Below are 12629 nucleotides of genomic sequence, written 5' to 3' on the forward strand. Positions count from 1 at the left end.
TCGGGTGAGGGCTTGACCAAGAATCGCAGGAAGAATGAATCTCAAGGAAATGTCAACATGTATGTAGTTTTGAAGGTACAGTAAAAACCAGCTATCATCTAGCTGGTTTTTTTGTGTGCAAAAATCTATAGAAAGGAATGTCTGAAACTTCTGACCATTTACATAGAAAATTATAGAAAGTGGGATTAAAAATATATTGTCTTGCAGGAAAATGGGTTTTAAAATTATAAGCAAAATTTATAGAATCTATTAATCCTCTAAAATAATACATCTTAATCCAGTCCATCAGAGTGTGAAATCATGCTGAACTGTCTTAAATGCATTATTTACGAGGACTGCTATAATAGAAACATATATGGGAGGGTTTTTCATGAAGATTTATGTAAATGTAAATGCTGGTCATGATGGTAATGGTACAGAACAGATGCCGTTTCGTCATATTAATGATGCAGCAAAAATTGCACAGCCGGGGGATGAAGTTTGGGTAACTCCTGGAGTTTATCGGGAATATGTAGATCCTGTTCATGCGGGGAGAGAGGATGCCAGAATTACTTACAGGAGTGTAGAGCCTCTTGGGGCAGTTATTACTGGAGCAGAACGAATTCAGTCATGGGTTCCTTATAAGGAAAACGTATGGGTATGCCGTGTTGCGAACAGTCTTTTTGGCAACTATAATCCATATACAACTATGGTATATGGAGACTGGTATTTTGCTAAAGCTGACAAACATACAGGATGTGTATATCTTAATAACCGAGCACTTTATGAGGCTGGAAGTGTAGAGGAATGTATTAAAGCCGAGGTCTATGAGTGTAGTTGGGTTCCGGAGGAATCTACTTATAAATGGTACACAGAACAGGATCAGGAAAAAGATGAGACAGTAATTTATGCGAATTTTCATGGAGCAGATCCAAATGAGGAAAATGTAGAAATTAATGTACGCCGTGAATGCTTTATGCCATCAAAAACAGGTGTTGGATATATCACAGTCAGTGGTTTCGTAGTTACAAAAGCAGCAACTACCTGGGCACCGCCTGCAGCTTATCAGGATGGCATGATCGGGCCTCACTGGAGTAAAGGATGGATCATTGAGGACTGCGAAATCTCTAACAGCAAATGTGCAGGAATTTCTCTTGGAAAATATTATGATCCGGAAAATGATCATTATTTTACTAATAAATATGTTAAGAGTCCAACTCAAATGGAAAGAGACGCGGTATGCCGTGGACAGTATCATGGCTGGCTTAAGGAAAAAGTAGGAAGTCATATTATCCGCCGAAACAATATCCACCACTGTGAGCAGGGTGGTATTATCGGGCGTATGGGTGGTGTATTCAGTATTATTGAGGATAATCATATTCACCATATCAACAATATGATGGAATTGGGCGGAGCAGAAATTGCCGGAATTAAAATGCATGCTGCAATTGATGTTATTATGAGAAGAAATCATATTCATCATTGTACTATGGGAATCTGGTGTGATTGGGAAGCTCAGGGTACACGACTTTCTCAGAACCTGCTCCATGACAATCAGCGTCCGGCATTTGCTAAACAGTTGAAAGGTGGTATGATGTGCCAGGATATTTTTGTTGAAGTAGGTCATGGTCCTACTCTTATTGATAACAATATCCTTTTATCAGATGCTAGCCTGCGTTTTGCTACTCAGGGTGTTGCTATGGTACATAATCTGATCTGCGGTGCTTTAACTTGTGTAGGCGAAGGAACCAGTTGGCGTTATACACCATATCATATGCCTCATCGTACAGAGGTTATGGGATTTATGACTATACTTCATGGAGATGATCGTTTCTATAATAATATTTTCGTCCAGAAATGGCCTTCAGAAGATTTTATTACAATGCATGATTCTGATGATGGATTTGATTCTGAAAACAGAAAAGTCGGAACCTGGATGTTTGATGAGTATCCAACGTATGATGAATGGATTTCACAGTTTGATTTTACAAAACCTGCAGACATGAAGAAACTGGAATCAGTTCATTTTGATCATTTACCGGTATGGAGTGAAGGAAATGTTTATCTTAATGGTGCAAAGGCATGGAAACATGAGAAAAATGGGTTCGTTTCTTCTGAGAATGTGAAGGTAGAATTAACAGAGAAAGACGGAAAATATTTCCTGGATACAAATATATATGAGATTCTTGAAGATTTCTCCGGACGTATGATCAATACAGAAGTTTTGGGAAAAGCTTTTGAGCCGGAAGAATTCTTCGAAAATCCGGATGGAACACCGATAACATTTGATACCGATTACTTTGGAGGACACAGAGGTGCCAAGGTAATTCCCGGACCTTTTGCAGAGAAGGAAGACGTTGGGAAAAACGTTAATATATGTACTGTATTTTAAACGAATTAAGTAAGTTATCGGATACAATTGTGAATCTACGCCTGAGTGAGCAGTAATATAATTGTTACTGTTCACACACCACTATTCCGCGAGGTGTTTTGGCATGAATATGCCAAAATCCCGAGACATATAAGCCAAAATTCCATTGCCGCAGGCAATCTGGAATGAATTTTGGCTACGTTACTGTGAACGGAGTGAACAGTAACATATAATTCCAATAACCTTTATTTTCTCTGTCTTATCTTTCTGGTAGATATGGAAAATGTATGCTAAAATAGAAATAGCAAATTTGTATGTAAAATAATAAGGAAAGGTAAGAGGGGGAAATGGAGAAAGAGGAAAAGCGTGCAGATCAGGAGAATGACACGGAAGAACAAAGTACGGAAGCGAAAAGCTTACTGAAAAAAAAGCTTCAATATTATAGTAGTGAGATTCAGCGTGATGTGGGAAATCTTGTAAAATGGCTGATGATCGCGGTACTTGTAGGATGTATTACAGGAGCGGCGAGTACACTGTTTTCTTTTGTGCTGAAGAGTGTGACAAATTACAGGAAAGAAAATGAATGGATGTTCTATCTGCTTCCGGTGATGGGATTAATTATTGTATACCTGTATGAGAAATTTGGTAAGGATGATGGAGGTACGAATCAGGTGCTTTCTACTGTGAGATCACAGGACGATGTGCCGATTTTATCTGCACCTCTGATTTTCATTTCTACAGCACTTACGCATCTGGCAGGTGGCTCTGCAGGACGTGAAGGTGCGGCAATACAGCTTGGTGGAAGTATTGCTAATCAGCTTGGACGTTGGATTCATCTGGATGAGGAAGACCGACATGTAATTGTTATGTGTGGTATGAGTGCAGCATTCTCTGCATTGTTTGGAACACCGATGGCTGCGGCTGTTTTTGCACTGGAGGTAGTCAGTGTAGGAGTGATGTATTATACAGCTTTGATGCCTTGTATGATTGCTTCCCTGGTTGCATCCGGATTTGCGGCAGGAATGGGAGTTACACCGGAGACTTTTCATGTAGTGGATATTCCGAAGCTGACTATTGAAACGGGTTTGAAAATGGGTGCTATCGCTGTTGGATGTGCAGTGATTAGTATTGTATTCTGTATGGTGCTGAATGGAGTTGCCGGAGCATATGGAAGGTGGTTTAAGAATCCATATGTGCGTGTAGTTGTGGGATCCTGTCTGGTGATTGGAATTACATTACTTCTGGGAACTTCAGATTATATGGGCGCAGGTGCAGAGCTGATTGAGAAGGCAGTGGAGGAAGGACAGGCAAGACCTCTGGACTTCTTCTGGAAATTAGTTCTGACAGCATTGACGATGCGTGCAGGGTTCCGTGGCGGGGAGATCGTGCCATCGTTCTGTATTGGGGCGACGTTTGGTTGTGTGATGGGAAACTGGCTGGGACTTTCTCCGTCTATTTGTGCGGCGTGCGGAATGACAGCAGTATTCTGTGGAGTAACGAACTGTCCGATCACATCGATTCTGATCGCATTTGAGATGTTTGGATTTAAGGGTGTTTCTTTTTATCTGATCGCAGTTTCTATCAGTTATGCAGCGTCAGGATATTATGGGCTGTATAAGGATCAGACGATTGTGTATTCTAAGTATAAGGCGAAGTATGTGAATAAACATACAAGATTTTAACTGAATCAAGTAAGTTGCGAATCGGATAAGTTTATCCGATTGATCGGCTTGACAGAAAAAGCATGTAAACTTTTGGGAGGAATCCGGAAAAAGTTTGCATGCTTTTTACGTTGCAGGGAAAGAGAATAAATGTTAAAGTAAATGATACGGTATAGTGGGGCAGGGAGATAATAGAAGTTATCCTGAAAAGTGTTTTATCATAAAATAGCAGTGATAGAAATTATATCGAATATGTAGAGAGAGGATGGAATTCACTTGGGAAAAAGTAACCAAAGTACGCAGGAGATAAATTCGCAGGCACAGAATCCGCTTGGTATAGCGCCGGTAGGCGGTCTGATCGCGAAGTTTGCGATTCCTGCGATTATCAGTATGCTGGTCAGTGCGATGTATAATATCGTGGATCAGATTTTTATTGGCCAGGGTGTGGGGATGCTGGGAAATGCAGCTACAAATGTGGCGTTTCCTGTTACAACGGTCGCAACTGCGCTGGCATTGCTTTTGGGAATTGGCGGTGCATCAAATTATAATCTGGAAATGGGGGCAGGACAGGAGAAGAAAGCTAGCGGGATTGCAGGTACTGCGTTGTCGTCACTGGCAATCAGTGGTCTGATACTTGCTGTGATTGTACTGATGTTCCTGAAACCACTTCTGACATTGTTCGGGGCAACTGCAGATGTTATGCCTTATGCTGTTGATTATACAGGTATTACTGCATTTGGACTTCCATTTTATATTTTGTCTGTCGGCGGGAATCATGTGGTCAGAGCAGACAGAAGTCCGACTTATTCTATGGTCTGTATTATGATAGGTGCGATCATCAATACTATTCTGGATCCGCTGTTTATTTTTGGATTCGGATGGGGAATTAAGGGTGCTGCATGGGCAACAGTGATCGGACAGGTTGCTTCCGGAGTTCTGGTAATTGTGTACTTCTGTAAGTTCCGCAAAATGTATCTGTCCGGTGGGATGCTGAAACCAAAGCTGTCATATCTTAAAGCAATTATTTCTCTGGGACTTGCATCCTGCATTAATCAGATTGCCATGGCGATCGTGCAAATCGTATTAAATAATATTCTGCGTTATTATGGAGCAAATTCCGTATATGGAAGTGATATTCCCATTGCCTGTGTAGGTGTTATCTCCAAAGTCAATATGGTGTTTATGGCAATCTGTATTGGTATTTCTCAGGGCAGTCAGCCAATCTGGGGATTTAACTACGGAGCAAAGAAATATGACAGAGTAAGACAGGCATACCGTTATTCTGTAACTGCCTGTACAGTAATTGCAACGATATTCTTTTTCTGTTTCCAGATATTTCCACACCAGATCGTGGGTATCTTCGGAACAGGAAGTGAGCTGTATTTTCAGTTTGCAGAACGTTATCTGAAAATATTTATGTTTATGACCTTTGCAAACGGTATCCAGCCGGTATCTTCCGGTTTCTTTACTTCTATCGGTATGGCGAAGCTGGGTATTGTAATGTCTCTGACACGACAGGTGATTTTTCTTCTGCCATTGATCATTATCTTCCCGTTGTTTATGGGAATTGATGGAGTGATGTATGCAGGACCGATCGCAGATGCAGCGGCATTTGCGCTGGCGATTGTGTTTGCGAGACGAGAACTGGGAAAAATGCGCAGTGCGGAAATAGTATAAAAAAGTTCCCGCAGATGATATGGAAGAAATTTGTCCATATTGTCTGACGGGAACTTTTTTATAAAAGATTGTAAAACTGATCGAACAGCTCTGTCTGGAAGCTTCCGGGTCCGGAGCTGTTTTTCTCTGCTCTTTCTCCTGCTGTGCCAAATTCTCTGGCTGCTGAGACGGCAGCTGTAAATGAGTCTGTAACTGCCAGATAGGTGGCACAGATCATTCCAAGCATACATCCGGTTCCTGTGATCTGTGACATGGCAGGAGTACCGTTTGTGATAAATTCACACTTGTTGGCGGAGACGATCATATCTTCCTTGCCTGTGATAAGAAGTGTGGTATTCCACTGGGAAGCCTTTTCCTGGAACAGTTCTTTCAGATGGGAACGATTGGCATCTGTAAGCACATCCTGTACGCCTGCGTCAATTCCGATTGCATGTGCGGTCTGTCCGGACATGGCAAGAAGTTCAGACATATTTCCTTTAAGGAGTTCAGGCATGTGGATGTTCATAAGCTTCTGCGCAAATTCATAGCGCAGATTGCTGCAGGCGGTTCCTACCAGATCAAGCATAACGGGTATGTGGAGACTGGCAGCGATTTTCAGAGATTCAGGCATGGATTTCATACGTGCATCAGTGATATTTCCAAGATTCAGTGCCAGTGCATGAGAGTTTCTGGTGATCTCAGCTACTTCTGCCGGATGTTCTGCCATGATCGGGCGGCCTCCGGCCGCCAAAATAATATTCGCACAGTCATGAATAGAAATCGGATTAGTGATGCAATGAATCAGCGGCTGTGCTGCTCTGGTCAATTGTCTGGGATTTGTCTGATTTACGGTCATATACTTTTGCTCCAAGGCTTTGCTGAAATTTGGCAAGCATTCCTGCGTGACTTAAGGCCTTCAGGAAGAAGTAGGCAATGGTGCCGCCCATGCAGGTTGCTGCCAGAAACATTGGTGTATAGAAAAATGCGTTCAGTCCGCTTCTGCCCATAAGAAATGCCATTACAGGATAGGAAACCAGAGAGCCTATGATACCGGTTCCGAAGATTTCACCGATCACTGCGCAGATAATCTTTCCATGAGAAGCGCGGTAGAAAACGCCTGATAAAAATGCGCCGAATACGGCACCTGTCAGTGCAAGTGGCGGGATACCCATAAACATCATTCGGATGATTCCGATGAGAGTGGCACAAAGCAATGAATACCACGGTCCCAGAAGTACGGAACAGACGATGTTTATCAGGTGTGCAGTAGGGCACATACCCTCGATTCTCAGAATAGGTGAGATGACAACGCCGATGGCAACCATCATGGCGAGCATGACCATTCTGAGTGTTTTTGATCTGTCTGTGTTCATAATAATGAACCTCCTTGAAATTAAGATTTGGTCTGCCGAAGCAGACATTATCAGTTGTGCAGGAAGCAGATAAAATCCTGCAAAAAAATCTGCCGGAATAACACACTGGCAGATTTTAATATACAAATACAGTCCCTACGCTGGCATTATCCATATCAGGTGCGGTCGAAGATCTATCTTCCTCTCAGCCTGTCCCACAGGCTCCCGTTGTTATTATCCATTATGCAGATTTTCTTTTGTTAGAGCGTATTTGAAAAATGCTTTACGCAAGATGTGCGTTACAATTTTCAAACACGCTTTAGAGTAACACAAGCTTTTGGAAAAGTCAATGGGATGTAAAAGCAGGGTAAATTTCCTACAGTAAATTTATACTACCTAATATTATTTTTAAGTTGACTTTTTATTTTTTTCAGCATATACTAACAGTAGCTAAGGAATGTGACGAGATTCCATGAAGCGAACTAAAGAAACAAAAGCCCTCAGAGTTGCAGCTCTGAGGGCTTTCTTGCTCGTTACGGTGAGCTGTTCCGTTTGGGCTGTTGCTGTCTAGTGTCTGCCGTCCAGCCATTTGCATATGTAGTAGCTAACTACGCCTGCTAAAACAGAGACAAGAAATGTGACGAGAATTTCTTCCATGAAACTCACCTCCTTTCTGCTGGAGGTTCGACAGCTCTTATAGTATAACATGGTTTAGGACGAATTGGAATAAAAAATCTATTTGTACTAAAACAGTTGTCCGTGCTATGATTAACAGGTAGATGACAGACAGCATATGATAAAAAGAAGCTGTCTGCATGGACAGAAAGGCAGGTTAAATCTGATGAAACAGGAAAATTACATAAAGGGTATGATAATGATCATCCTGTCGGCGTTTTTCTTTGCTTGTATGAATGTGAGTGTGCGTCTGGCAGGTGATCTGCCGTCTGTGGAGAAGAGTTTCTTCCGGAATCTGGTGGCGGCGGTGTTTGCGGCGGTGATTCTCTGTAAAAATCGTACAGTGCCGAAGGTGGATAAGAAATACTGGGGACCACTGATCCTGCGTTGTGTGTGCGGGACACTGGGGATTCTGTGTAACTTTTACGCCATTGACCATCTGTTGGTGGCAGATGCATCGATCCTGAATAAGTTATCTCCGTTTTTTGCGATTATTTTTTCATTCCTTTTATTAAAGGAAAAGATCAGACCGGCACAGGCTGCGTGTGTTGCGCTGGCATTTATCGGATGTTTATTTGTAGTGAAACCGGGATTTCAGAATGCGGCACTTGTTCCGGCACTGATTGGAGTCTGCGGTGGACTGGGAGCAGGAATTGCGTATACGATGGTGCGTGTACTGGGAACTCACGGAGTGAAGGGACCGGTTATCGTGTTTTATTTTTCATTTTTCTCCTGCTTGTCGGTTGTACCCTGGATGTTGTTCCATTTCACACCCATGAGTATGAAGCAGCTTGTGACATTGCTGATGGCAGGATTATTCGCAGCGGGCGGACAGTTTACGATTACGGCTGCATACACCTATGCACCTGCAGGGAAGATTTCCATCTTTGATTATTCGCAGATTATTTTTGCCACGATGCTGGGATTTGTCCTGTTTGGAGAGATTCCGGATAAGTACAGCTTTACAGGATATGTGCTGATTATTCTGGCATCATTGGGTACCTTTCTTTATAATATGAGGGTAGCTAAGGCTGGTAAATGAAGAAAAAGTAAAAAAGGATTTTTCTGATTTTATCCAGTAAGTCTGATGAAATCAGATCAGTATATAGAATTATCGGATTGTAAACTATAAAATAAAAAAAGTTGTCAATAAAAACGCTTTGTGTTAAAGTATCCAATATGTTAAAAAATTAAGGAGAAAGGTGCACAAAGATGTCTTTTATAAAAAATATTCCACTACGCCCTCACCATGGAATGTGCCTTGCATATTTCAAGGGTGAGGGATATAGTAACGGGTTTTCCGCACATATGCAGGAAATGCTGGATATTTTCCAGAAGGGAGCAAAGATACAGCTTCATGCAGATACAGACGAGATCTGTTCTGCCTGTCCGAATAATGAAAAAGGATGCTGTTCTTCCTTTTCACTTGTAGAAGCATATGACAATGCAGTGCTGGAACTATGCGGCCTGGAGAATGGACAGATCATGGAATTTGATGATTTTACAGATGTTGTTCAAAAGAAAATCCTGGCATCAGGAAAGAGGAAAGAAATCTGTGGGAATTGTCAGTGGAACTCCATCTGTGAAAGTCAGAAGAGCAGATGGGAGAAATGCTAAGAAAAATAGAGTAACAGAATGAATAGCGTTCCGGTACAGAACAGAAGCTATGAATAAAAAAGTCAAATGCGCAAATAGTGCAGTGAAAGGACATAACGATAAAAATGGAAAATACAGAATCACGTTTATATTTCGCCAGTGACTACATGGAGGGTGCGCATCCTGCGATCATGAAGAAGCTGATGGAGACAAACCTGGAGAAAACAGTGGGCTATGGTCAGGATCCATATACAGAAGATGCGAAAGAAAAGATCAGAAAAGCCTGCAATGCGCCGGAGGCAGAAGTATTCCTGCTGGTTGGCGGAACACAGACCAATGCCACAGTAATCGATGCACTTTTGAAATCCTATCAGGGAGTTGTGGCTGCGGATACAGGTCATATTGCAACCCATGAATCTGGCGCTATTGAATTTGGTGGACATAAGGTTCTGACAGTACCGCAGAAAGATGGAAAAATCTCTGCACAGCAGATTGAGAAGTTGGTGAAGGATTTCTATGATGATGCCAATTATGAGCATATGGTAATGCCCGGGATGGTATATATTTCCCAGCCAACAGAATATGGTACCCTGTATTCCAGAGAAGAATTAGCAGCTCTCAGCAAAGTCTGCCGGGAAAATCATCTTCCCCTTTATGTGGATGGCGCCCGCCTTGCCTATGCACTGGCAAGCCCGGAGAATGATGTGACTCTCACTGATCTGGCAGAACTTAGCGATGTATTTTACATTGGAGGAACCAAATGCGGAGCATTGTTTGGAGAAGCAGTGGTTATACCGCAGAAAGGACGGATTCCTCATTTTTTTACGATCATCAAGCAGCATGGAGCATTGCTTGCCAAGGGACGGATCGCAGGAATCCAGTTTGGTGAGCTGTTTACGGACGGGCTGTACCTGCGGATCGGCAAACCTGCAATGGAAGCTGCAGAGCAGATCAAGGATGCACTGAAGAAATATGGATATCAGCTTTCTCTGGATACTCCCACCAATCAGATCTTCTGTATTGTGTCCAATGAGGTAATGAAAAAAATAGCCCAGGATGTGGAGTTCGGATTCTGGGAGAAGTATGATGAGACACACTCTGTGATCCGCTTTGCCACAAGCTGGGCTACTACTATGGAAGATACACAGAAACTAATTCAGATTCTGGAAAAAAATAAATAAGAGAAAAAATCAATAGTCAGTTGATTCAGGCAGTATCAGGGCAATGGTACTGCCTTTTTCGCTGCTCTGGGTTACTTTTACCTGGCCGTTGTGCTGTCTGGCAATCTCGCTTACAAGAGCAAGCCCCAGACCTGCACCGCCCATGGCGCGGCTGCGGGATTTGTCCACACGGTAGAAGGGATCAAAAATTTTTTCCTGATTTTCAGGGGAGATACCGATGCCTGTGTCAGTTACCTCCAGGACTGCAGATTCTGCAGAATGAATGCTTACAGTAACGGAACCGGAAGGCCGGTTATATTTGATCGCATTTTCAACCAGATTATAGACTGCCCGGTACAGAAGGATATAGCTGCCTGTAACAGTACAGTCGCCATCTGTCTGAATAAGCCGGACCTGATGTTTTTCTGCAACCGGATCCAGATCGCAGAAAACCTCTTCTGTGAGTGCTGCAAGGGAAATAGTGTCAGAACGCTCTACTGTTTGAAGACCTGTCATGTCCAGCAGGATTTCCGCAAGATGGGAAAGCCGTCCGGTCTGTTCCTGAAGCATGGTGAAAAGTCTGTCGTATTCCTGGGGTGCGTGCTCCGGCTTTTTGTAAAAAACTTCCAGATTTGTCTGCATTACAGCTAAGGGTGTGCGAAGCTCATGTGCTGCACTTGCCACAAACTGTTTCTGTGCAGAGAAGGCATTGTCCAGGCGGGCAAGCATGTCATTAAAGGATCTGGTCAGACGTGAGATTTCATCCTCTGAGAGTGGGACTTCCAGCGGTTCAGACAGATTCTGTGCCTGTACCTGGCGGATCCTGTCGCTGAATCTGCGCAGGGGGGTCAGGGCTCTTCTGGTGACAAACCAGGTACAGATACTGCTGAGAAGAATAATGATACCTGTGGCAATCATGCTCTGGAACAAAAAATTGTTTTTGGTATTCTGGATCTGGTTTTCCAGATCAGGGATGAGGATTTTTGGATCTACATTGATGGAGATCGGGTTTGAATTATCGGGGGTGACCAGAACCACATAGTCGGAGATCCCTTCCAGGCCGGTCACAGCAGAACGGCTGATGAAGAAATACATCAGTGCACAGGCTGTGATAACCAGCCCGGAGATCAGCAATGTGAGCCGCCACTGGAGAGAGAGCCTGCGGGGGGAAAGTTTTTCTGAATAAAATTTCATAGATAAATCCTTTCGTTTCATTATAATGACATAGTAGTATTTGAAATCTGAAAATATTTATTGTACAGATATGAATGATTTTTATTCTTCCAGAATATATCCCTGTCCAATCTTATTTTGTATAGGATCATATCCAAGGGCAGTTCGCAGTTTTTTTCTTAAAGAAGAAATATGCACCCGGATGGAATTACTGAAGCTGTTCACGCTGCCGTCCCAGAGATGCTCGATCATTTCCTCAGGGCTGATGATCCGGTTGCGGTGAAGCAGAAAATATTCCAGAAGTGCGCTTTCTTTCCTGGTGAGAGCCAGAGGCGTGCCATCTACACTGGCTTCTCTTGTACGTGTGTCAAAGGTAATGCGGCTGCATCTCAGGCAGACATCCTCCTGGATAAATTTGCGTCGGGTAAGGCTGCGGATGCGGGCTTCCAGCTCTTCGAAATGAAATGGCTTGGTGAGGTAATCGTTGGCTCCCAGATCCAGCCCCTCTACCTTATCCTGGATCTGTACTCTTGCGGAGAGTATGAGAACAGGAGTATTGGTATTGAAGGTACGGAACTGACGCAGGATTTCCAGACCGTCAATTCCCGGCAGGTTCAGATCCAGAAGGATCAGGTCGTAATTCTCTGTCATACATAATTCCAGTCCCTCTTCTCCGTCAAAGCAGGTATCTGTTTCGTATCCGTCCATGCGGAGCCCCTCTGCCATGGAACGGCAGAGCTGTTCTTCATCTTCTATAATTAAAATGTGCATGATAGTCTCCTTTTTGAATTTCTAGATTTATAGTTTTATCATAGCACACGAAGTATAAAATTCGTGTAAAAAAAGAAAATGTTTCATATTAAAATATCCGATTACAAAGTTCTTTTAACAACCGTAGCAAGAATTCCCTCACCTCTATAGGGACGCCGCTGAAAAACTGTTTTTTCATACTATATACAGTGTCTCAAAGTTGATTGATGTACTTTATTTTGTGTTAATTTATACG

General features: G+C 42.8%; 10 protein-coding genes and 1 riboswitch. Of the genes, 6 read left to right on the forward strand and 4 right to left on the reverse strand.

From position 1 onward, the window contains the following. Positions 1 to 370 precede the first annotated feature (370 nt). From ACESZG_RS18480 to ACESZG_RS18490, 3 genes are all read left to right on the forward strand, one after another. On the forward strand, positions 371 to 2371 hold the full coding sequence (locus ACESZG_RS18480; protein WP_227219480.1) for a right-handed parallel beta-helix repeat-containing protein: 2001 nt from the start codon (positions 371 to 373) through the stop codon (positions 2369 to 2371). 326 nt (positions 2372 to 2697) lie between these two features. Further along, on the forward strand, positions 2698 to 4032 hold the full coding sequence (locus ACESZG_RS18485; RefSeq protein ID WP_144136700.1) for a chloride channel protein: 1335 nt from the start codon (positions 2698 to 2700) through the stop codon (positions 4030 to 4032). A 255-nt stretch (positions 4033 to 4287) separates the two neighbouring features. Further along, the gene (locus ACESZG_RS18490) at positions 4288 to 5688 is read left to right on the forward strand and encodes an MATE family efflux transporter (protein ID WP_330575048.1); all 1401 of its coding nucleotides are present in this window, start codon (positions 4288 to 4290) and stop codon (positions 5686 to 5688) included. 58 nt (positions 5689 to 5746) lie between these two features. Here ACESZG_RS18490 and thiM read toward each other — a convergent pair whose 3' ends face one another. Beyond that, positions 5747 to 6523, reverse strand: a complete 777-nt coding sequence (thiM, locus tag ACESZG_RS18495) for a hydroxyethylthiazole kinase (RefSeq protein ID WP_118575902.1) — start codon at positions 6521 to 6523, stop codon at positions 5747 to 5749. Continuing rightward, complete coding sequence (gene thiW / locus ACESZG_RS18500) at positions 6453 to 7040, reverse strand: energy coupling factor transporter S component ThiW (protein ID WP_020993246.1); 588 nt, start codon at positions 7038 to 7040, stop codon at positions 6453 to 6455. The genes thiM and thiW overlap by 71 nt, the downstream gene beginning before the upstream one ends. Before the next feature lie 114 nt (positions 7041 to 7154). Further along, a riboswitch (TPP riboswitch) is annotated at positions 7155 to 7258 on the reverse strand. Between the two features lie 602 nt (positions 7259 to 7860). Between thiW and ACESZG_RS18505 the strand changes: the two genes are divergently transcribed. From ACESZG_RS18505 to ACESZG_RS18515, 3 genes are all read left to right on the forward strand, one after another. Beyond that, positions 7861 to 8736 (forward strand): DMT family transporter, encoded by an 876-nt coding sequence (locus ACESZG_RS18505; protein WP_055054095.1) that lies wholly within the window; start codon positions 7861 to 7863, stop codon positions 8734 to 8736. 170 nt (positions 8737 to 8906) lie between these two features. After that, on the forward strand, positions 8907 to 9311 hold the full coding sequence (locus tag ACESZG_RS18510; RefSeq protein WP_008705446.1) for a DUF1284 domain-containing protein: 405 nt from the start codon (positions 8907 to 8909) through the stop codon (positions 9309 to 9311). 104 nt (positions 9312 to 9415) lie between these two features. Then, a complete protein-coding gene (locus tag ACESZG_RS18515; protein WP_022381172.1) occupies positions 9416 to 10471 on the forward strand; it encodes a low specificity L-threonine aldolase in 1056 nt (351 codons plus the stop codon). Positions 10472 to 10480: 9 nt separating this feature from the next. Here the strand turns inward: ACESZG_RS18515 and ACESZG_RS18520 are convergent, their stop codons facing one another. Together ACESZG_RS18520 and ACESZG_RS18525 are read right to left on the reverse strand one after the other, a co-directional pair. Beyond that, positions 10481 to 11644, reverse strand: a complete 1164-nt coding sequence (locus ACESZG_RS18520; protein ID WP_055058974.1) for a cell wall metabolism sensor histidine kinase WalK — start codon at positions 11642 to 11644, stop codon at positions 10481 to 10483. A gap of 81 nt (positions 11645 to 11725) precedes the next feature. After that, positions 11726 to 12394 (reverse strand): response regulator transcription factor, encoded by a 669-nt coding sequence (locus ACESZG_RS18525; protein ID WP_008705442.1) that lies wholly within the window; start codon positions 12392 to 12394, stop codon positions 11726 to 11728. Positions 12395 to 12629: the final 235 nt, after the last annotated feature.

It is taken from the genome of Blautia sp. Marseille-P2398, from assembly GCF_964240315.1.
GTDB classification, from domain to species: domain Bacteria; phylum Bacillota; class Clostridia; order Lachnospirales; family Lachnospiraceae; genus Blautia_A; species Blautia_A wexlerae.

Bases quoted from the DNA above. Each gene is read 5' to 3' on its own strand.
- ACESZG_RS18480 (WP_227219480.1), top strand. From the start codon at position 371: ATGAAGATTTATGTAAATGTAAATGCTGGTCATGATGGTAATGGTACA.
- ACESZG_RS18485 (WP_144136700.1), top strand. From the start codon at position 2,698: ATGGAGAAAGAGGAAAAGCGTGCAGATCAGGAGAATGACACGGAAGAA.
- thiM (WP_118575902.1), bottom strand. From the start codon at position 6,523: ATGACCGTAAATCAGACAAATCCCAGACAATTGACCAGAGCAGCACAG.
- thiW (WP_020993246.1), bottom strand. From the start codon at position 7,040: ATGAACACAGACAGATCAAAAACACTCAGAATGGTCATGCTCGCCATG.
- ACESZG_RS18505 (WP_055054095.1), top strand. From the start codon at position 7,861: ATGAAACAGGAAAATTACATAAAGGGTATGATAATGATCATCCTGTCG.
- ACESZG_RS18510 (WP_008705446.1), top strand. From the start codon at position 8,907: ATGTCTTTTATAAAAAATATTCCACTACGCCCTCACCATGGAATGTGC.
- ACESZG_RS18515 (WP_022381172.1), top strand. From the start codon at position 9,416: ATGGAAAATACAGAATCACGTTTATATTTCGCCAGTGACTACATGGAG.
- ACESZG_RS18520 (WP_055058974.1), bottom strand. From the start codon at position 11,644: ATGAAATTTTATTCAGAAAAACTTTCCCCCCGCAGGCTCTCTCTCCAG.
- ACESZG_RS18525 (WP_008705442.1), bottom strand. From the start codon at position 12,394: ATGCACATTTTAATTATAGAAGATGAAGAACAGCTCTGCCGTTCCATG.